Here is a 21,546-nt window from a genome sequence, read left to right on the forward strand (position 1 = left end):
GATTGTGTAACCGTTAGCTTAGGAGGCACTCATGGCACTACGTATTGGCATTAACGGCTTTGGGCGGATTGGGCGTTTGGCATTGCGCAGTTTGTGGGGGCAGGTAGACGCTGGCGCGGTAGCAATAACACGCATTAACGACCCGGGCGGCGATGCGGCAACCTTTGCCCACCTGCTGGAGTTTGATTCAGTTCACGGGCGCTGGACACCAGGGAAGGGTATCTTGGCAACCGATGACGCTATCGTTCTCGATGGAAAAACTGTCGTCTTTAGCGCTAATAAAGCAATTGCCGATAGCGATTGGTCGAACTGCGATATCGTGATCGAGTGCTCGGGCGTAATGAAAACCACCGATAAACTGCAGGCGTACATTGATCAAGGCGTCGGTCGTGTGGTGGTGAGTGCGCCTATGAAAGAGGCGAACGTGCTTAATGTGGTGGTGGGGGTGAACGACCACCTTTACGATCCTGCTCAACATAAGATCGTTACCGCTGCCAGTTGCACCACCAACTGCCTGGCACCGGTAGTCAAAGTCATTCAGGAAACCTTTGGTATCCGCCATGGCTCGATGACCACGGTGCACGACATCACCAACACTCAAACCATTTTAGATGCCCCGCATAAAGACCTGCGCCGCGCCCGGGCTTGCGGCATGAGCTTAATCCCCACCACCACCGGCTCGGCCAAAGCCATCACTGCTATTTTCCCCGAACTGGAAGGCAAGCTAAACGGTCACGCGATTCGTGTGCCGCTGGCTAACGCTTCGCTTACCGATATGGTGTTCGAGCTTGAGCGCGAAGTGACCGTCGAAGAGATCAATCAGGCGCTAAAAGCCGCGGCTGATGGCGAGCTTGCCGGTATTTTGGGCTATGAAGAGCGCCCGCTAGTGTCGATTGATTACCGCACCGACCCGCGCAGCTCGATCATTGATGCGCTCTCCACCATGGTGATCAATGGCACCCAGCTAAAACTCTATGCCTGGTACGACAACGAGTGGGGCTACGCCAACCGCACGGCAGAGTTGGCCCTGATGGTAGGTAGTGGGCAGGTAGGCGGTGAGCAGGTGGGCCGTGGCTGATTTATCGTTGTTAAAGCGGGTAAAGGCGCTACCTTTCGAGGTGCGCCAATATATGCTGATTACCGGCAACTACTGGGCCTTCACGGTAACCGACGGCGCGCTGCGTATGCTGGTGGTCATGCACTTCCATCAACTGGGTTACTCGCCGTTAGAAATCGCCATGCTGTTTCTGTTTTACGAAGCTTTTGGTGTGGTGACTAACCTGGTAGGTGGCTGGTTGGGTGCGCGGTTGGGTCTCAACCGCACCATGAATGTGGGGCTTGGGCTGCAAATTATTGCGCTTGCTATGCTGATGGTACCCGCTAGCCTGCTGACAGTTGCTTGGGTGATGGCCGCTCAGGCGCTGTCGGGGATCGCCAAAGACCTCAACAAAATGAGCGCTAAAAGCGCCGTTAAAGTGCTGGTGCCAAAAGAGAGTGCTAACGCCAATAGTTCACTCTACCGCTGGGTGGCGATGCTGACTGGCTCTAAAAACGCGTTAAAGGGGCTGGGCTTTTTTGTTGGCGGGTTGCTGCTAACGTTGATTGGCTTCCAGGCCGCTGTGTTGGTCATGGCGGTGATGCTTGGCAGCGTGTTACTGCTTTCACTGTTGAGGCTTAAGGCGGATTTAGGCCGCCAAAAAGTAAAGCCCAAGTTCTCCGAAATCTTCTCAAAATCACGCGCTATTAACGTGCTCTCCGCGGCGCGCTTTTGCCTGTTTTCGGCACGGGATGTGTGGTTTGTGGTAGCGCTGCCGGTGTTTTTATACGATCAGCACGGCTGGACACACTGGACAGTGGGTGGGCTGTTAGCGGTATGGGTGATCGGTTATGGCGGGGTGCAAACCCAAGCACCTAAATTAACCCGGCTGATCAAAGGCGATGCGCGGGCACTTACCGCCGGCTGGGCGGCGGCATTGGGCGTGCTGGCGATTTTGTTGGCGATGCTGCCCTTGGCGCAGGTAGGCTGGTTAGTCGTCGGTTTGCTCGCCTTTGGCGTATTGTTTGCGATTAACTCCAGCTGGCACAGTTACTTGATTGTGCATTATGCCCGCGCTGACGGCGTCTCCATGGATGTTGGTTTCTATTATATGGCCAATGCCATGGGGCGTTTAGTGGGCACGCTACTGTCGGGCTGGCTATATATGGCATATGGGCTGAGCGCCTGCCTGTGGGTATCCGCCGCCTTAGTGGCTGCCAGCGCATTGATGGCGCTGGCGTTGCCTAAGCAAGTCGCATGATCCGCGCTTCGCCCAGACTGGGTTTAACGCTCACTTTAGGCAGTGCACAAACTCTTGCCTGGGCCTCCAGCTATTACTTGACCGCTATCCTTGTGGTGCCCATGGCCCGCGAGCGGGATTTGAGCTTCTGTGTATTCGTGTGCTTCGACTGTAAGGGCGAGGCGTCTATATAAAGGCGACGTAGTTTCCACTGTCCGATCTGTATGAATTGGATTGGTTTATGGTATATGTGATATATCTTGCATTGAGCTTACTTAAGCGAGAGTTTATATGACAGACCATCCTTTTTCGTCTCAATCACTCCTTGCTCAGGGCGGTAGTCACCTTGAGCACGAATATGGAGTAATCATCCCGCCAGTATATACATCAACGACTTACCTTCGAGACAGCGATAATCAATATCGCAGCGGTCGAGTGTATTCCAGAGCTGACAACCCAACGTACCGACCTGCAGAAATACTCTTGGCAGAGCTGGAAAATGCGGTTGATGCCCGTTTATTCGCCTCGGGTATGGCAGCGGCAACAACTGTTTTTCAGGCGTTAAAGCCCGGCGATTCAGTCATCGCTCCTAAAGTGATGTACTGGGCGTTGCGTAAATGGCTGCAGACCTTTGGTGTCGATAGCGGGCTGAATGTTCGTTTTGTGGACACTACAAATCTGGACGAATTACGCCTTGCCATTGATGAAAAAGCACCCACACTTATTTGGCTTGAAACGCCTGGCAATCCGCTCTGGACCGTTACCGATATTGCTGCAGTAGCTGATTTAGCAAAAGACTGCAGAGCCCTGCTTGCTGTTGACTCTACTGTTGCTACACCATTGCTAACAAAACCGTTGAACCTTGGTGCTGATATCGTGATGCATTCAGCCACCAAATACCTCAACGGCCACTCTGATGTTATTTCCGGAGTATTGGCTGCACGGGAAGATAACGCCTTCTGGCAGCGTCTGGTTGCCATTCGCGCCCAATCTGGTGCAGTTCCTGGCCCAACTGATGCAGCTCAATTACTACGTGGAATGCGAACCTTGTTTTTACGGGTGCGGGAAAGCTGTCAAAGTGCGTTATATATTGCTGGACAGCTGGAGCAGCATCCGCATGTAATTGAGGTGTTATACCCCGGTTTAAAAAGTTTTTCCGGCCACGACGTGGCTCAAAAGCAAATGAGCAGTGGTTTCGGCGGTATGTTGTCTATTCGTTTAGCCGGTGGAGAAAAAGCCGCTATTGCAGTTGCCGCTAAAACGCAGCTCTGGTGTCGGGCTACTTCGTTAGGCGGTGTAGAAAGTTTGATTGAGCACCGTGCCAGTATTGAAGGTTCTGACTCGCCAGTTCCGCTGGATTTGCTGCGCTTGTCGGTCGGGATTGAAAAGGCCGACGATCTGCTGGCCGATTTGCAGCAATCCATTGATAGCGCTCACGCGTAAATGCTCATGTACGTAAAGCCGCGCGTACCATTAACCCTTGTTACCGTCTTCTTAGCTAAGGCTGTAACAAGGGTGAACCCTCCATATACAGGTGGCGAAGCTTCCACCATCCCTCAACGTTTAAGCTTAACCCTTGCCCTATAAGCGCCGGGTCAATGAACAGCGTTATATTTTGGTAGCGATGGCATTGGTAAAGCGAAGAGTCTGCGGGTGGGTTTGCCTCGGCAATGGCGACCTTGGCAAGCCCACCGCAGCAGCCATGTCTTGGGGAAAGGCGTACGGTAAGGATGCCGCCTCGCTGCTTGATAAAGTCTAGTGCTTTGCTATCTATATCAATCACATTACCCATGGCCTATCCAATCGTTATTGAGCCCAATGCTTGGGATGGCTACAGGCATGATGACCTGGTGACCTAGCTCAAAATTTAATGATTAACAGTAGCCGGAAAATGATGGCGGGTCTTGTTTGCAATTCTTACCAGCGCGAGCATCAGCGGTACTTCGACCAATACGCCGACAACAGTGGCTAGCGCAGCGCCCGACTGTAAGCCAAACAGTGCGATAGCCGCTGCCACCGCCAGTTCAAAGAAGTTGCTGGCGCCGATCATCGCCCCCGGGGCGGCAATATTGTGCGGCAACTTCCAGGCCTTAGCCCAGCCATAGGCAATAAAGAAGATCAAAAAGGTCTGAATAATCAGCGGGATCGCGATCAGCACGATATGCAGCGGATTATTCAGAATGACCTCGCCCTGGAAGGCAAACAGCAGCACTAGGGTAATGATCAAACCAATCGGCGTGATCGGGCCAACGCGCTTCATAAAGACATTGTCGTACCATTCGGCGCCGCGTTTTTTAATCAAGCTCTGCCGGGTGATATAGCCCGCCGCCAGGGGAATCACTATATATAGGATCACTGATAGTGCGACGGTGTCCCAGGGCACCTGAATATTGGAAATGCCCAGTAGGAAGACCACGATAGGAGCAAACGCGAACAGCATAATTAGATCATTAAGCGCCACTTGCACCAGAGTGTAGGCGGCATCGCCGCGGGTCAGGTAGCTCCACACAAACACCATGGCGGTACACGGCGCGGCGCCCAGCAGAATTGCACCGGCTAAATACTGGCTGGCTAGCTCGGCGGGAATAAACGGTCGAAAGATCACCATCAGGAATAGCCAGGAGATGGCGAACATAGTGAAAGGTTTGATCAACCAGTTCACTGATGTAGTGATGATCAGACCTTTTGGCTGCCGACGCACGCCCAGCAGCGAGGTGAAGTCAATTTGCGCCATCATGGGGAAAATCATTGCCCAGATAAGTATCGCCACTGGAATCGACACTTGCGCCACTTCAAAGCGTGACAGTGTTTCCGGTACTGCTGGGATAAATTGCCCAATTAAGATGCCTACCACAATGGCGAGTGCTACCCATAGCGTGAGGTAGCGCTCAAAAATTCCCATGCCTTCGGCGGTAGAGGGTGAGGCGTTGTCTTGCAGTGCTGGCATGTGAAGCTCCTGATTAGATGGCGCGTTGATTAACCCGCTTTGAGACTTCTTCGGCGCTCTCTTTGCGCTCCGAATAACGATCCGTCAGCACGTCACTGCGATCACGCACTAGTAGAGTGAATTTCACCAGCTCTTCCATGACATCCACGATACGGTCATAAAACGGTGAAGGCTTCATCCGGTCTTTATCATCAAACTCCATAAAGGCTTTGGGTATCGAGGACTGATTGGGAATCGTCAGCATACGCATCCAACGCCCCAAGATGCGTAGCTGATTGACCGTATTGAAGGACTGCGAACCGCCGCAGACCTGCATTACTGCCAAGGTTTTGCCCTGAGTAGGGCGGACGCCACCCAGGGCAAGGGGGATCCAATCTATTTGCGCCTTCATAATGCCGGTCATTGCGCCGTGACGTTCGGGGGAGCACCACACCATCCCTTCTGCCCATTGGGCCAATTGGCGTAGCTCATCGACTTTGGGGTGGCTGGCATCTTCTGCATCCGGTAACGGCAGCCCCCTGGGGTCAAAGATTCTTGTTTCTGCGCCCATGGCATTGAGTAAATGTGCGGCTTCCTCAACCGCTAACCGGCTGAAAGAGCGCTCACGCAGAGAGCCGTATAGCAGCAATATTTTAGGTGCGTGTTCAGTGCTATGTGGAATCCTCAGCCGTTCGCTGCTGGGCGGTTCAAAGAGTTCAGCGTCTATATTAGGCAGATCATTCAGGTCGGAAAAATCAGTCAGTGAGGTCATCGCGGTTTACTCGGATTGGGTCTTAATAGCTTGATGATTCCATCATATATGTTTTTTCGTATATTTCTAGGGCAACTGTGTGCCTGCAATATTGCCGTCATGAACCCGGCGTAGAGTGACAGCCACTAACTACATAAGAGGCTGTTTATTTATGACGAAGCGCCGCGTGTTGTTCCTCTGCAATGCTAACTCTGCACGGTCTCTGATGGGGGAGGCGTTGCTTCGCCATTTGGCAGATGATCGTTTTGAAGCGTTTAGTGCCGGTTCTGAACCGGATGAGCCCCATGCATTGACACTTGAAGCGTTGCGTAAACACGGGCTCCCCACCGAGGGCCTGCGCAGTAAGTCGTTGGATGAGTTTGAAAGCGAGACCTTCGATTTTGTCATTGTGCTGTGCGACAAATCCCAGCAAGCCTGCCGCGATTGGCAAGGGGAGGCGGGCGAAGTTCTATCCTGGGATATTCGTGACCCTCGCTTGATCGGCAAGTCAGATGCTTATGAGCAGGCATTATTAGAGATTCGTCGGCGCCTACAGCTCTGGCTGCCTCTCCACACATCTGATTAACCTTACTGAAAGGGGCGGGTCGAGATGAAATGGATTAATAACTTAAGCGTCAAGGCAAGTTGGACGCTTGTATTAGTGGCCTTTAGCGGCCTGGTCGTCGTCATTGGCGCACTGGGTTTGTTCGCCAACCATTTTGGCCGTGAGGCATTTACGTCGCTTCATGAACGGGACATGGCACAAATTAGTCAGCTCAATAGCGCCTATACCCAGCTGTTGCGTGCGCGTATTCAGATGAACCGTGCAGCGGAGTTAATTCGTACCCCTTCGTTTGATCGACCTGACCCTCTGATAGAAGAAGCCCAGCGGTTGCTTGATGAGGCATCCGAGAACTTCACTCAATTTACAGCGAGTGATTTTGATCAGGATCAGCAGTCGTTTGTCGAACAGTTAGCTTCGAACTTTCAATCATTTGTTAACAATAATCTCAATCTTCAGATGATGATGCTTGAAGAGCGCGACATATCAGGCTTTTTCTCGGGTGAGTCGCGAGTGGATGATAGTAGCGAGCACTTTGTGGCAAGCGCTGAGGCTTTTATTGGCGCTTCCACTCAGCGGGGTAACACCTTGCTTATGCGCTTTGAGCAGGTTTCATCGCTACTTTTTTGGGGAGTGATTACAGCGCTTGGCGCTGCGCTGTTGGTAGTGACGGTAGTGGTATGGGGCGTGCGTAAAAATGTGCTTCGCCCATTGAAGAAAATCACTGGGCACTTCCAGCGCATTGCTAACGGTGACCTGTCGGCGCCAGTAACGGCGCACTCAAGTAACGAAATTGGTCAGCTATTTAGTGAGCTGGATAAGATGCAGCACTCGCTGACGGCCACGGTTAATCGTCTTAATACGAGCAGCCAGCAGGTATATAGCAATAGTCAGGAGATGACTGAGCAGAACCAGCTTTTGGCGAGCCAAACCGACACTCAAGTGTCAGCTTTGCAGCAAATGGCAGCGAGCTTGGAACAGCTAACCGCCACGGTGAATCAGAATGCTGAAAGTGCGGCGCATGTTAACCAGTCAACGGCAGATGTGTCTCAAAAAGCGCAGCAGGGTGATGAGGTGATTACCCAGTTTATCGCCACCATGGAGGCGATAAATAGTCACTCCGAAGAGATTCAAAGCATTATTCGCATGATTGAAAGCATTGCTTTCCAAACCAATATTTTAGCGCTCAATGCATCGGTTGAAGCCGCGCGTGCCGGTGAGCACGGGCGTGGGTTTGCGGTGGTCGCCAATGAGGTGCGTGCACTGGCAACGCGCAGTGCCAGTGCCGCCAGTGATATTCGCTCACGCATTGAAGCGTCGAGTGCGAGCGTCCAGCAAGGCAGCATATTGTCTCAGCAGGCTGGTGAACATACACGGGCGATCATGCAAGCAGCGAGGAATGTGGACACGCTGATGACGCAAATCACCCATGCCTCTGAAGAGCAGCGGCGAGGCATTGAGGAGGTCAACCACGCGGTTGCTCAGATCGATACCACTACCCAAGACACCATGCGCTTAGTCAATCAGGCGGCCCAGAGCGCGGAGGTGCTGTCCCAAGAAGCTTTGCAGATGCGTGAATATGCCGGTCAATTTAGTGTGTTGGAGAGTGCCATTGAACCAGGCTTGTCTGGTATTGATAAAAATCAAACTGACTATCCCGAATGGGAGCAGCTCAGTCATCAAGAGGGCGCCTTACCGGATGACCATGAGCAAGCCCGTCGTCAGGCGGGATTATTGGCTTCGGCTTAGCATTCTGGATGAAGGAATTTAGCTTTACTCCTGAGCTTACAACGCTATCATGCGATTTTCTCTGAGCGTCATGTAGCGTGTTAGCAACAAAGTGGTTAGTGACACCCTTTAGCTTGTTTTTTCAGCGTTTTCTGAACGACCCTATGCTGCTCTCAATGAGTACCCTATGGGTCGTTTTGTGTTGGCTGGAGCCTCAATCACTGAGTGAAATGGCTGACCGGGTTCACTGGACAACCCTTGTAGTATTAACCGGCCTAATGCTGCTCAGTCGCGCGTTAGAACTGAGTGGTTATTTAACGCTCTGGGGTCGTCAGTTATTAGCTCTACTGCGTGGTGAGCGCCGACTTGCGGTCGGTTTGATTCTGTTTTCGGGGCTTCTCTCGGCGATAGTCACTAACGATGTGGCGCTGTTTATTGTGGTACCACTGACGCTTAGTCTGGCGGGAATGGCAACACTGCCGATTGAACGCTTGATTGTGTTTGAGGCGCTGGCTGTGAATGCAGGCTCATCGCTGAGCCCGATTGGTAATCCGCAAAATCTCTATTTATGGCAGCTTTCAGGCATTCGCTTCGGCGACTTTTTATGGGTAATGTTGCCGCTTGGGGTGGGCTTGATGCTGTTGCTCTTACTTTTTGTTCCCTTGGCATTTCCGAAAGCGTCAATACACTTGGAAGCAGTTTCTGCGATGACGGCTGAGCGCCGAAAGGCGCCGTTATGGGAGGCGCTTATTGGCTATCCACTTTTTCTGGTCGCGGTAGACATGGGGTGGGTGCTATCGGCGCTGGCTGGCGTTTTGCTTTCGATGCTATGGGTGGCTCGACGGGCGGTATTCAGTATTGATTGGCTACTGCTGATAGTGTTTGTATTGATGTTCGTAAATCTAAGTGTCATCGGTGAGCTGAGCGTTGTTCAGCAGTTTATACATTCAATGCGCCAGTGGCCGGGTGGCGATGTTAGTGCTGGCGTACTCCTTTCACAGGTCGTATCCAACGTGCCAGCGACCCTACTGCTTGCCCAGCAGAGTGAGTGGCAGCCGCTGGCTTGGGGCGTTAGCGTGGGTGGCTTTGGTTTGGCGGTAGGCTCAATGGCGAATTTAATCGCGCTACGTTTGGCACGCCAGCCTGGGATTTGGAAGGAGTTTCATTGCTGGTCGCTCCCCATGTTGGGGCTGGGGTGGTTGTTTGCCGCCGTATGGCTCAGCGCCCTGGCGCGGTAATAGGGTCAGGGCGCTTCACAAAAGGCTATATTTTGTAATAGCGCAGCTTAATCAACTAGCTCGACGGCGACAGCCGTTGCTTCGCCACCGCCAATGCATAAGCTGGCAATACCGCGTTTGCCGCCTTTGGTACGTAGGGCATGAATTAGCGTAGCGATGATGCGTGAGCCGGTAGAGCCAATCGGGTGGCCTTGGGCGCAGGCGCCGCCAAACACATTGACTTTGTCGTGGGGCAGGCCCAAGTCATCCATGGCCATCAGTGTCACCACCGCAAAGGCTTCGTTAATCTCGAATAGGTCTACGTCATTCACGCCCCAATCGAGCTTTTTCATCAGCTTTTCAATCGCACCCACTGGCGCGATGGTGAACTCACTAGGGTGTCGCGAGTGAGTCGTGTGGCCTAGCATACGCGCTAGCGGCTTAATACCTTGTTGATCTGCAGCTTCCTGACTCGCCAAGATAAGTGCCGAAGCGCCGTCGGAAATTGAGCTGGCGTTGGCGGCAGTAATCGTACCGTCTTTGGCAAAAGCGGGGCGCAACTGGCGGATTTTGTCGAGCTTAGCTTGGAAGGGCTGCTCATCGTGTTCGACAAGGGTTTCGCCCTGGCGAGAGGTGACCATCACCGGTGCGATCTCTGCGCTTAGGTGGCCTGAGTTGGTGGCGGCCATGGCGCGCTCAAGGGACGCAATAGCAAAATCATCCAGGCGCTCCCGCGTGTAGCCTCGCTCAGTAGCCACATCCTGGGCAAACACGCCCATTAGTTTGCCCGTTTCGGCGTCTTCCAGCCCATCCAAAAACATATGGTCTTTAAGCTCGCCGTGCCCCAGCCGATAGCCGCCCCGCGCCTTGGTAAGCACGTGGGGGGCGTTAGACATGGACTCCATGCCGCCAGCCAGCAAAATATCGCCACTGCCCGCTTTGATTAAATCGTGGGCAAGCATGGTGGCTTTCATCCCCGAGCCGCACAGCTTGTTAATAGTGGTGGCGCCATTGGCATCAGGAATGCCCGCTTGGCGCATTGCTTGCCGCGCAGGGCCCTGCTTAACACCAGCGGGCAGTACACAGCCCATAATGCCTTCGGTGATCAGGGCTGGGTCAATTCCCGCCTCTTCAATGGCCGCTTTGATGGCGACTGCGCCAAGCTGTGGCGCTGTCATGCTTGCAAGGCTGCCCATCATGCCGCCCATCGGCGTGCGTTTGGCGGCGAGAAATACAACATCGGTGGGGTTGCTCATGGCCAATCTCCTTCAGTTTATTGTGATTATCATAACGAGTAGTGGGTGATACGTTGACCCGTAGGCGGTGCTGTGGTTCTCTCCAGAGTAACCAAGCAAGCGCTAGTGTAAATGACATGAATGTAATGAATGCATCCCCTCGCCGCAAGGAACTGACGCGCCTCGCTGCTCAGCTATTCGTCCAAGAGGGCTTTGATCGCACGACCGTGCGAATGCTGGCGCAGGAAATGGGTATTAAGTCCGGTAGCTTGTTTCATCATTTTAAAGATAAGCAGGAAATCCTCGCTGCGGTCATTGAAGAGGGCACTCAAAATGCCTTGATGATTGCGCGAAAAGCGCTGGACGAGTGCGCTGCAGAGCCTGAAGTTCGGCTGCGCGCTATGGCACGTGCCCATCTTGAAACCCTCTTTACCGATCGCAATGCCCATGTGGTGGCACTCTTTGAGTGGCGCCGACTCGACCCAGCGGCCAGTGCTCATTTGAGCCACTTGCGTGACGCTTACGAGGCGCTGTGGGTCGCTGTTATCGACGATGCGTTGGAAGCAGGCTTGATCCATGGTGACCGCTTTCTTGTCTCGCGTTTTGTTTTGGGGGCGCTGAACTGGACAGTGCGCTGGTACGACCCCAATGGGCCACGCTCGCCTGATGACCTCGCTGACGAGCTGGTTGCCATGATTATGCCCACCTCTGCTTAATACTCTGATGACAACAGCCTCGACCAACGTCTAACGCTGAAGCTTATATCAGTGCTTGCTCTCTGCGCCGTTTACTTTTAGCGTTGCTATTATCTTTTAGCTTACGTTAACGTCAACGGATAAATATAACAACATTGCTTGCGCTTATTCTCACTACGAGCTCATTTCCAATAACACAAGAGAGCGATCATGACAGCGACATCACAATCACTGCCCGACTATCACCACTACCTCGATAACTTTTCCGTGGATAGCGTTATCGCTCGCCTGGATGACCACCAAGACGGCCTGCTAAATGCCTTTGAGGCCTGCTGTGGGCGTCATGTGCGCGCTGGCCGCGGCGAGGTGCTGGCGCTGGTTCAAGAGGACTCTCAAGGTGATATGCATACCCTGAGCTACGCCGAGCTAGATGAACAGAGTGCAAAGTTGGCAGGGTGGTTTCAATCCCAGGGGTTGGGTATAGGCGACCGCATTGCCTGCATGCTGCCCCGGTCACCACAGCTATTGATTGCAGTGCTCGCCACTTGGCGTATTGGTGCGGTCTATCAGCCACTGTTTACCGCCTTTGGCCCTGATGCGGTGGACTATCGGCTAGGGCGTGCAGGCACCAAGTTGGTGATTACTGATCACGCTAACCGCTATAAATTCGATGGCCTTAGCCAATGCCCGCCGGTACTGGCTGTGGGCGGGGCGACCAGTGAGCATGCCGATGATCACGACTGGCAGGCGGCGTTGACGCATACGTCAATGAACGACAAACCACCGAGGCTCGCGCCTGAAGCACCATTTCTGCAAATGTTTACCTCTGGCACCGTGGGCAAGCCGAAAGGCGTTGCCGTTCCACTGGCAGGGATGACTGCTTTTGCGATCTATATGGAGCTGGCCATTGACCTGCGTAATGATGACCGCTTCTGGAATATGGCCGATCCCGGTTGGGCTTATGGTCTCTACTATGCGATTGCCGGGCCTTTACTGCTTGGTGTGACGACGCATTTTTGTGAGGCAGGATTTAGCGCCGAGGGGGCGCTGGCGTTTATGAAGCGCCACCACATTACCAATTTTGCTGCCGCGCCGACCGCTTACCGCCTAATGAAAGCGTCAGGGCTATTTGATGACGCCCATGAAACGCTTGAGCTGCGCGCGGCTAGCTCGGCGGGCGAACCTCTAAATACTGAAGTAGTGACCTGGGTTGAGAAGTCGTTGGGATGCCCGGTTATGGATCACTACGGCCAGACCGAAACCGGCATGACGTGCAATAACCACCATGCCCTTGACCATCTCAAGCATGTGGGCGCAATGGGCGTGCCGATGCCGGGTTATCGACTGGCAATTTTGGACGCGGAGTATAAAGAGCTGCCTGCCGGGGAGCCTGGTGTCCTCGCCGTCGATATCAAGAACTCCCCGGCACACTTCTTCCAGGGCTACACCTGGCAAGAGAAGAATCCCTTTGTGGAAGGCTATTACCTGACGGGCGATGTGGTTATCCGCAATGAAGACGGTACCTTTCAATTTGCCGGGCGTGATGACGATATTATTACCACCGCGGGTTATCGGGTGGGGCCAACGGACGTTGAAAATAGTGTGATGACGCATCCTGCAGTCGCCGAATCGGCGGCAGTGGGGCAGCCTGATGAGATCCGCGGCGAGGTGATCAAGTCGTATATCGTGCTCCGCGAAGGCTATGAAGCCAGTGACGAGCTGGCTGATGAAATCAAACAGCGAGTGCGTGAGCGGCTTTCGACCCACGCTTTTCCGCGCATTATTGAGTTTGTCGATGAGTTGCCTAAAACCCCCAGCGGCAAGATTCAGCGCTTTAAATTACGTGCCCAGGCAGTAGAAGAAGCCAAAGCAAGTCAATAGCCCATCAAGTGAGTAGCCAAATCAAATGAATAAAAAAGCGAGTGAATAAACCCACCACGATATATAGCAACCATACATAACGACCAAAGGGATACGGAAATGCAGGTTAAGGAGAGTACCTTTTTAATTACCGGGGCTGCCTCTGGTCTTGGGGCGGCTACCGCTGAGCGCTTAGTCGCTGCAGGCGCTCGCGTCGTGTTATGCGACTTAAACGACAGTGTCAATGCCCATGCCCAGCAGCTGGGGGCAAGCGCACGCGCCATTCTGGCGGATATTACGTCAGGCGAACAGATGCAGCAGGCTGTAGATGCGGCGGTAGCGCTGGGTGGCGAGCACGGGCTTTCAGGCGTAGTTCACTGCGCGGGTGTGGTTAGCGTGGCCAAGCTGGTTGATCGTGAAGGCAACCCGGCTGATTTAGAAAGCTATATGAAAACGATCAATATCAATCTGGTCGGCACTTTTAACGTCATGCGCCTTGCGGCTGCCGCCATGGCTAAAAACGCGCCGAATGAGAGTGGTGAGCGCGGGGTGATTATTAATACTGCGTCCATTGCTGCTTTTGATGGGCAGGTAGGCCAGTGTGCTTATAGTGCCTCTAAAGCGGGTGTTGTGGGTATGAGCTTGCCAGCGGCGCGGGAATTGTCGCGCCATGCTATTCGGGTGATGGCCATCGCCCCTGGCGTATTTGAAACGCCGATGATGAGTGAAATTCCTGACGAGGCGGCCCAGGCACTAGCGGCGGCGGTACCTTTTCCTAAGCGTTTAGGTAAGCCAGATGAGTTTGCTCAATTAGCCGAGCAGATTATTACCAACCCCATGCTCAATGGCGAACTGATCCGCTTAGACGGTGGCATTCGCATGCAGTAACTAGATGGCCAGTAGGTAAAAGAAAAATAAAACGACTCGTCGGCTTTTGGTTGGCGAGTTTTTTTATTATTTGCACCAGGGGTTTACTGGTTGGGCGACCAAAGTTCTAGAGTGTTTTTGGGCTAAATTCAAACGCTCGCTTGACTCTGAGGGGCGCCCGCGCTAATTTTCAAACATGTGTTTGAAAGCTCTCTGCCATTAAGAGTTGCTTGGCTTTCAACCCCCCCCCTTTCTTAGGAGAAGTGTGATGCCCAGCTATCAGGCCCCTATTCGTGATATGCGTTTCGTTATGGACGAGATGCTTGACTACCCCGCTCACTACGCGCGCCTGCCAAGCGGTGACGATGCATCGCCAGATGTTGTCAGCGCTATTTTGGAAGAGGGGGCACGCTTCGCCCGCGATGTACTGCTGCCGATCAATCAGAGTGGCGATGAAGAAGGGTGCCTACTGGAAGGGGGCGAGGTCAAAGCGCCTAACGGTTTCAAAGAGGCCTACCAGCAGTACGTAGAGGGGGGGTGGCCGAGTCTGGCCGCCGATCCTGCTCATGGTGGTCAAGGGCTGCCGCCTTCATTGGCGATGCTGTTGTCGGAAATGATCTGCGCCACTAACTTGGCGTGGGGCATGTACCCAGGGCTCTCTCATGGTGCGGCAGACGCACTTCGCCATCATGGCACCGATGAGCAGAAGGCGACGTATCTCACCAAGCTGGTAGAAGGGGTATGGACGGGCACTATGTGCTTAACTGAACCGCACTGCGGCACTGACCTAGGATTGATCAAGACGCGAGCAGTGCCCGCTGATGGCGATGCCTATGCGATTACTGGCACCAAAATCTTTATCTCGGCCGGTGAGCATAATCTGGCTGAAAACATTGTCCACCTGGTATTGGCAAAACTGCCTGGCGCACCGGAAGGTTCTAAAGGTATTTCGCTATTTGTAGTGCCTAAGTTCTTGCCCGATGCCCAAGGTAATGTGGGTGAGCGTAATGGCGTCACCTGCGGTTCGCTCGAGCATAAAATGGGCATTCATGGTAATGCCACCTGTGTGATGAACTTCGACGACGCAACCGGCTACTTGGTAGGGCCGCCCAATAAAGGGCTGGCGTGCATGTTCACCATGATGAACGCTGCGCGTCTTGGGGTGGGGATTCAAGGGCTGGGGTTGATTGAAGCCAGTTTCCAGAATTCATTGAGCTATGCCCGTGACCGGTTACAGATGCGCGGCTTATCGGGCAAACAGGCTCCTGAAAAGCCCGCTGATCCGATTATCGTCCACCCTGATGTGCGCCGCATGCTGCTGACCCAGAAAGCCTTCGCCGAAGGCGGGCGTATGTTGGTGCTTTATACCGCGCAAATGCTCGATTTGGTGGAGCATGGTGAGCCGGGTGAAGAGCGAGATCACGCTGAAACCCTACTTGGCTTGCTAACGCCTATTGTTAAAGCCTTCCTGACCGAAGTTGGTTTTGAAAGCACTAACGAGGGCGTACAGATCTACGGTGGTCATGGCTTCATTAAAGAGTGGGGCATGGAGCAATTGGTGCGCGATGCTCGCATTACTCGACTCTATGAAGGTACTACCGGTATCCAGGCGCTTGATCTGCTAGGCCGTAAAGTACTAATGAGTCAGGGTGAATCGCTGAAGGTATTCACCAAAGAGATCCATAAGTTCTGTAAAGCTGAAGCCGACAACCCTGCACTCAAAGAGTTTGTTGGGCCGCTCGCCAAGCTGAATGCAGAGTGGGGCGAACTGACCATGGGCGTGGGGATGAAGGCAATGCAAGACCGCGAGGAAGTAGGTGCGGCGAGTGTTGATTACCTAATGTATTCAGGCTATGTCACCCTGGCGTACCTATTTGCACGCGCGGCCAAACAGGCGTCTATTTCTTTAGAAGGTGACGATAAGGCCTTCTACGCTGCAAAATTGAATACTGCTCGCTTCTATTATCAGCGTCTATTGCCGCGTACCAAGGCCCATGCGCAGATGATACAAGCAGGTGCTGCAAGCCTGATGGCCATCTCCAGCGAAGATTTTGGTCTGGGATTTGAAATTTAATTAACGGCTAAAATGTGAAAAGAGCACTCTCTGATCAGGCGTTCTGATCGGTGGTTTGCGGCAGAAGGGTAGCCTTCTGCCGCTTTTTTATACGCAATAACTTCTTTTACTTGCTATCTTATTAGTCAGGCCTTAAAGTACGCATCCGCTGCCGGGGACGCCAAGCGTTACCAGCGGTGAATGAAGTGTAAAAGCTTCGGTTTGTCAGGTAGTTAGTGCTTTTACGAAAGCCAGCGGTTTTGGATGTGGTCAGGTTTGCATCGAAAACAACGCCCTTGACAACCACCAGGAAATGCGTAGAATACGCCTTCCTCGCTGAGGCAAGCCAAGTCAACGGCAGCCCGGTTGCTTTCACAGCAACCTAACAGCGAAACAGCTCTTTAACAATTTGATCAGGTAATTCATGTGGGCGCTTGCTGATGTTGGTGACAAATCACCCAATATCAAGGCAAGCGACTCAAGCAATAAGGTTTTAAAGGATTCGTCCTTTGGGATCTGTTTTGAATGAATTCGTTTGAACCTTGAGCCAAGTTTGGTTCGCTTCTGTCACTTTCGGGTGGCAGGTAAGAACCGCATAGATCTTAAACTGAAGAGTTTGATCATGGCTCAGATTGAACGCTGGCGGCAGGCCTAACACATGCAAGTCGAGCGGTAACAGGGGTAGCTTGCTACCCGCTGACGAGCGGCGGACGGGTGAGTAATGCATAGGAATCTGCCCGATAGTGGGGGATAACCTGGGGAAACCCAGGCTAATACCGCATACGTCCTACGGGAGAAAGGGGGCTTCGGCTCCCGCTATTGGATGAGCCTATGTCGGATTAGCTAGTTGGTAAGGTAATGGCTTACCAAGGCAACGATCCGTAGCTGGTCTGAGAGGATGATCAGCCACATCGGGACTGAGACACGGCCCGAACTCCTACGGGAGGCAGCAGTGGGGAATATTGGACAATGGGGGCAACCCTGATCCAGCCATGCCGCGTGTGTGAAGAAGGCCCTCGGGTTGTAAAGCACTTTCAGCGAGGAAGAACGCCTATCGGTTAATACCCGGTAGGAAAGACATCACTCGCAGAAGAAGCACCGGCTAACTCCGTGCCAGCAGCCGCGGTAATACGGAGGGTGCAAGCGTTAATCGGAATTACTGGGCGTAAAGCGCGCGTAGGTGGCTTGATAAGCCGGTTGTGAAAGCCCCGGGCTCAACCTGGGAACGGCATCCGGAACTGTCAGGCTAGAGTGCAGGAGAGGAAGGTAGAATTCCCGGTGTAGCGGTGAAATGCGTAGAGATCGGGAGGAATACCAGTGGCGAAGGCGGCCTTCTGGACTGACACTGACACTGAGGTGCGAAAGCGTGGGTAGCAAACAGGATTAGATACCCTGGTAGTCCACGCCGTAAACGATGTCGACCAGCCGTTGGGTGCCTAGAGCACTTTGTGGCGAAGTTAACGCGATAAGTCGACCGCCTGGGGAGTACGGCCGCAAGGTTAAAACTCAAATGAATTGACGGGGGCCCGCACAAGCGGTGGAGCATGTGGTTTAATTCGATGCAACGCGAAGAACCTTACCTACCCTTGACATCTACAGAAGCCGGAAGAGATTCTGGTGTGCCTTCGGGAACTGTAAGACAGGTGCTGCATGGCTGTCGTCAGCTCGTGTTGTGAAATGTTGGGTTAAGTCCCGTAACGAGCGCAACCCTTGTCCTTATTTGCCAGCGAGTAATGTCGGGAACTCTAAGGAGACTGCCGGTGACAAACCGGAGGAAGGTGGGGACGACGTCAAGTCATCATGGCCCTTACGGGTAGGGCTACACACGTGCTACAATGGCCGGTACAAAGGGCTGCGAGCTCGCGAGAGTCAGCGAATCCCTTAAAGCCGGTCTCAGTCCGGATCGGAGTCTGCAACTCGACTCCGTGAAGTCGGAATCGCTAGTAATCGTGAATCAGAATGTCACGGTGAATACGTTCCCGGGCCTTGTACACACCGCCCGTCACACCATGGGAGTGGACTGCACCAGAAGTGGTTAGCCTAACGCAAGAGGGCGATCACCACGGTGTGGTTCATGACTGGGGTGAAGTCGTAACAAGGTAGCCGTAGGGGAACCTGCGGCTGGATCACCTCCTTAAACGATGCGTCACAGTTGGTAAGCGTCCACAATGAATTACCTGATCAGATAGCTGTTGATGAGCAGTGATAAGCCAGACGCCTTCGGCGTTGTCTTATCACTGCTTATAGCAGTCGCTCTTTAACAATGTATATCATGCTGACAAGAACACTTCGCAAGAAGTGGTCTTAAATTGTGATACGCGTCAGCGTATCCGGCAAAATGAAACGTGATCATTGCGACATCCAGACTCCTTCGGGTTATAGGGTCAAGCAATGAAGCGCACACGGTGGATGCCTAGGCAGCCAGAGGCGATGAAAGACGTGGTAGCCTGCGATAAGGCTCGGTGAGGTGGCAACAACCTGTGACCCGGGCATTTCTGAATGGGGAAACCCACTCATCACAAGATGAGTATCGTGCACTGAATACATAGGTGTACGAGGCGAACCAGGGGAACTGAAACATCTAAGTACCCTGAGGAAAAGAAATCAACCGAGATTCCCCTAGTAGCGGCGAGCGAACGGGGACCAGCCCTTAAGCATGTGACTGATTAGGCGAACACGCTGGGAAGCGTGGCCGTAGCGGGTGATAGCCCCGTAGTCGAAAATCTGATCATGTGAAATCGAGTAGGTCGGGGCACGAGAAACCTTGACTGAAGACGGGGGGACCATCCTCCAAGGCTAAATACTCCTGGCTGACCGATAGTGAACCAGTACCGTGAGGGAAAGGCGAAAAGAACCCCGGAGAGGGGAGTGAAATAGATCCTGAAACCGTGTGCGTACAAGCAGTAGGAGCAGACTTGTTCTGTGACTGCGTACCTTTTGTATAATGGGTCAGCGACTTATATTCAGTGGCGAGGTTAACCGTATAGGGGAGCCGTAGGGAAACCGAGTCTTAACTGGGCGACACAGTCGCTGGATATAGACCCGAAACCGAGCGATCTATCCATGAGCAGGGTGAAGATTGAGTAACATCAATTGGAGGCCCGAACCAGGATCTGTTGAAAAAGATTTGGATGACTTGTGGATCGGAGTGAAAGGCTAATCAAGCTCGGAGATAGCTGGTTCTCCTCGAAAGCTATTTAGGTAGCGCCTCACGTAGTACCGCCGGGGGTAGAGCACTGTTTCGGCTAGGGGGTCATCCCGACTTACCAACCCGAGGCAAACTCCGAATACCGGTGAGTAACGCGTGGGAGACACACGGCGGGTGCTAACGTCCGTCGTGAAAAGGGAAACAACCCAGACCGTCAGCTAAGGTCCCGAAATCCTGGTTAAGTGGGAAACGATGTGGGAAGGCTCAGACAGCTAGGAGGTTGGCTTAGAAGCAGCCATCCTTTAAAGAAAGCGTAATAGCTCACTAGTCGAGTCGGCCTGCGCGGAAGATGTAACGGGGCTAAACCAGGTACCGAAGCTACGGGTGAGTTTCTATTTCGATAGGAATTCGCGGTAGAGGAGCGTCGTGTAAGCCGATGAAGGTGAATTGAGAAGTTCGCTGGAGGTATCACGAGTGCGAATGCTGACATGAGTAACGATAAAGGGTGTGAAAAACACCCTCGCCGGAAGACCAAGGGTTTCTGTTCGACGCTAATCGGAGCAGAGTGAGTCGGCCCCTAAGGCGAGGCCGAAAGGCGTAGTCGATGGGAAACGGGTCAATATTCCCGTACCGGACATGGTTGCGATGGGGGGACGAAGAAGGCTAGGTGAGCCAGGCGTTGGTAGTCCTGGTGAAAGTGAGTAGGCCGAGACCTTAGGTAAATCCGGGGTCTTAAAGCCGAGACACGAGACGAACTGACCACGGTCAGGAAGTCACTGATGCCACGCTTCCAGGAAAAGCCTCTAAGCTTCAGATCATGTGCGACCGTACCCCAAACCGACACAGGTGGTCAGGGTGAGAATCCCAAGGCGCTTGAGAGAACTCGGGTGAAGGAACTAGGCAAAATGGTGCCGTAACTTCGGGAGAAGGCACGCCGGCATAGGGTGAAGAGACTTGCTCTCCTAGCCCGAACCGGTCGAAGATACCAGGTGGCTGCAACTGTTTATTAAAAACACAGCACTCTGCTAACGCGCAAGCGGACGTATAGGGTGTGACGCCTGCCCGGTGCCGGAAGGTTAAATGATGGTGTTAGCCGCAAGGCGAAGCTCTTGATTGAAGCCCCGGTAAACGGCGGCCGTAACTATAACGGTCCTAAGGTAGCGAAATTCCTTGTCGGGTAAGTTCCGACCTGCACGAATGGCGTAATGATGGCCACGCTGTCTCCACCCGAGACTCAGTGAAATTGAAATCGCCGTGAAGATGCGGTGTACCCGCGGCTAGACGGAAAGACCCCGTGAACCTTTACTATAGCTTCACACTGGACGCTGATGTTGCCTGTGTAGGATAGCTGGGAGGCTTTGAACTCTGGACGCCAGTTCGGAGGGAGCCAACCTTGAAATACCAGCCTGGCATCATTGGCGTTCTCACTCAGGTCCGTTATCCGGATCGAGGACAGTGTGTGGTGGGTAGTTTGACTGGGGCGGTCTCCTCCTAAAGAGTAACGGAGGAGCACGAAGGTACCCTCAGCACGGTCGGACATCGTGCATTGAGTGCAAGAGCATAAGGGTGCTTGACTGCGAGACAGACACGTCGAGCAGGTGCGAAAGCAGGTTCTAGTGATCCGGTGGTTCTGTATGGAAGGGCCATCGCTCAACGGATAAAAGGTACTCCGGGGATAACAGGCTGATACCGCCCAAGAGTTCACATCGACGGCGGTGTTTGGCACCTCGATGTCGGCTCATCACATCCTGGGGCTGAAGTCGGTCCCAAGGGTATGGCTGTTCGCCATTTAAAGTGGTACGCGAGCTGGGTTTAGAACGTCGTGAGACAGTTCGGTCCCTATCTGCCGTGGGCGTTGGATGTTTGAGAAGGGCTGCTCCTAGTACGAGAGGACCGGAGTGGACGACCCTCTGGTGTTCCGGTTGTCACGCCAGTGGCATTGCCGGGTAGCTATGGTCGGACGGGATAACCGCTGAAAGCATCTAAGCGGGAAGCCCCCTTCAAGATGAGACATCCCTGAGGCCTAGAGCCTCCTGAAGGGCCCAGCGAGACCAGCTGGTTGATAGGCACGGTGTGGAAGCGCTGCAAGGCGTTGAGCTAACGTGTACTAATGGCCCGTGAGGCTTGACCCTATAACACCCAAGGGGTCTGGTCGTAATGATGACGTCAATGAAAACCGGATACGCAGCGTGTGGCCCAAGCGACATAACGCCAGGGCGATAGGCGAT

The 21,546-nt window shown here is 53.4% G+C and carries 14 protein-coding genes and 2 rRNA genes; 12 read left to right on the forward strand and 4 right to left on the reverse strand.

What is annotated here, in order from left to right; translation table 11 throughout:
- The first annotated feature begins 31 nt into the window (after positions 1-31).
- From AC4EYZ_RS21640 to AC4EYZ_RS21650, 3 genes are all read left to right on the forward strand, one after another.
- A complete protein-coding gene (locus AC4EYZ_RS21640; RefSeq protein WP_159176992.1) occupies positions 32-1,078 on the forward strand; it encodes an ArsJ-associated glyceraldehyde-3-phosphate dehydrogenase in 1,047 nt (348 codons plus the stop codon).
- Positions 1,079-1,130: 52 nt separating this feature from the next.
- Positions 1,131-2,297, forward strand: a complete 1,167-nt coding sequence (arsJ, locus tag AC4EYZ_RS21645; RefSeq protein WP_101148356.1) for an organoarsenical effux MFS transporter ArsJ — start codon at positions 1,131-1,133, stop codon at positions 2,295-2,297.
- Positions 2,298-2,567: 270 nt separating this feature from the next.
- A complete protein-coding gene (locus AC4EYZ_RS21650; protein WP_009288026.1) occupies positions 2,568-3,719 on the forward strand; it encodes a trans-sulfuration enzyme family protein in 1,152 nt (383 codons plus the stop codon).
- Between the two features lie 55 nt (positions 3,720-3,774).
- Here AC4EYZ_RS21650 and AC4EYZ_RS21655 read toward each other — a convergent pair whose 3' ends face one another.
- From AC4EYZ_RS21655 to arsH, 3 genes are all read right to left on the reverse strand, one after another.
- Positions 3,775-4,068 (reverse strand): CC/Se motif family (seleno)protein, encoded by a 294-nt coding sequence (locus tag AC4EYZ_RS21655; protein ID WP_022522929.1) that lies wholly within the window; start codon positions 4,066-4,068, stop codon positions 3,775-3,777.
- 75 nt (positions 4,069-4,143) lie between these two features.
- Positions 4,144-5,223 carry an ACR3 family arsenite efflux transporter gene (arsB, locus tag AC4EYZ_RS21660; protein WP_041159217.1) on the reverse strand — a complete coding sequence of 360 codons (1,080 nt, stop codon included), beginning with the start codon at positions 5,221-5,223 and terminating at the stop codon, positions 4,144-4,146.
- A 13-nt stretch (positions 5,224-5,236) separates the two neighbouring features.
- A complete protein-coding gene (gene arsH / locus AC4EYZ_RS21665) occupies positions 5,237-5,974 on the reverse strand; it encodes an arsenical resistance protein ArsH (protein WP_022522931.1) in 738 nt (245 codons plus the stop codon).
- Between the two features lie 151 nt (positions 5,975-6,125).
- Here arsH and AC4EYZ_RS21670 point away from each other — a divergent pair, with 151 nt between their 5' ends.
- The 3 genes from AC4EYZ_RS21670 to AC4EYZ_RS21680 all read left to right on the forward strand — a co-directional run bounded on the left by AC4EYZ_RS21670 (position 6,126) and on the right by AC4EYZ_RS21680 (position 9,481).
- Entirely contained in the window at positions 6,126-6,539 is a 414-nt protein-coding gene (locus AC4EYZ_RS21670) for an arsenate reductase ArsC (protein ID WP_022522933.1), read from the forward strand.
- Between the two features lie 24 nt (positions 6,540-6,563).
- Positions 6,564-8,264, forward strand: coding sequence for a methyl-accepting chemotaxis protein (locus tag AC4EYZ_RS21675; protein WP_009288029.1), 1,701 nt, complete (start codon positions 6,564-6,566; stop codon positions 8,262-8,264).
- Between the two features lie 155 nt (positions 8,265-8,419).
- A complete protein-coding gene (locus tag AC4EYZ_RS21680; RefSeq protein WP_490204012.1) occupies positions 8,420-9,481 on the forward strand; it encodes an SLC13 family permease in 1,062 nt (353 codons plus the stop codon).
- Positions 9,482-9,528: 47 nt separating this feature from the next.
- Here AC4EYZ_RS21680 and AC4EYZ_RS21685 read toward each other — a convergent pair whose 3' ends face one another.
- Positions 9,529-10,716 carry an acetyl-CoA C-acyltransferase gene (locus AC4EYZ_RS21685; protein WP_022522936.1) on the reverse strand — a complete coding sequence of 396 codons (1,188 nt, stop codon included), beginning with the start codon at positions 10,714-10,716 and terminating at the stop codon, positions 9,529-9,531.
- Positions 10,717-10,841: 125 nt separating this feature from the next.
- Here AC4EYZ_RS21685 and AC4EYZ_RS21690 point away from each other — a divergent pair, with 125 nt between their 5' ends.
- From AC4EYZ_RS21690 to AC4EYZ_RS21715, 6 genes are all read left to right on the forward strand, one after another.
- Positions 10,842-11,411 (forward strand): TetR/AcrR family transcriptional regulator, encoded by a 570-nt coding sequence (locus tag AC4EYZ_RS21690; RefSeq protein ID WP_474191997.1) that lies wholly within the window; start codon positions 10,842-10,844, stop codon positions 11,409-11,411.
- A gap of 189 nt (positions 11,412-11,600) precedes the next feature.
- Positions 11,601-13,271, forward strand: coding sequence for an AMP-binding protein (locus tag AC4EYZ_RS21695; protein ID WP_474191998.1), 1,671 nt, complete (start codon positions 11,601-11,603; stop codon positions 13,269-13,271).
- A gap of 99 nt (positions 13,272-13,370) precedes the next feature.
- Entirely contained in the window at positions 13,371-14,138 is a 768-nt protein-coding gene (locus AC4EYZ_RS21700) for an SDR family NAD(P)-dependent oxidoreductase (protein WP_022522939.1), read from the forward strand.
- Between the two features lie 247 nt (positions 14,139-14,385).
- Entirely contained in the window at positions 14,386-16,191 is a 1,806-nt protein-coding gene (locus tag AC4EYZ_RS21705; RefSeq protein WP_027958464.1) for an acyl-CoA dehydrogenase C-terminal domain-containing protein, read from the forward strand.
- 583 nt (positions 16,192-16,774) lie between these two features.
- Positions 16,775-18,307 (forward strand): 16S ribosomal RNA (locus AC4EYZ_RS21710).
- A 245-nt stretch (positions 18,308-18,552) separates the two neighbouring features.
- Positions 18,553-21,450, forward strand: a 23S ribosomal RNA gene (locus AC4EYZ_RS21715).
- The 16S and 23S rRNA genes sit together here, the layout of an rRNA operon.
- Positions 21,451-21,546: the final 96 nt, after the last annotated feature.

The organism is Vreelandella sp. 162(4c) (genome assembly GCF_058152265.1).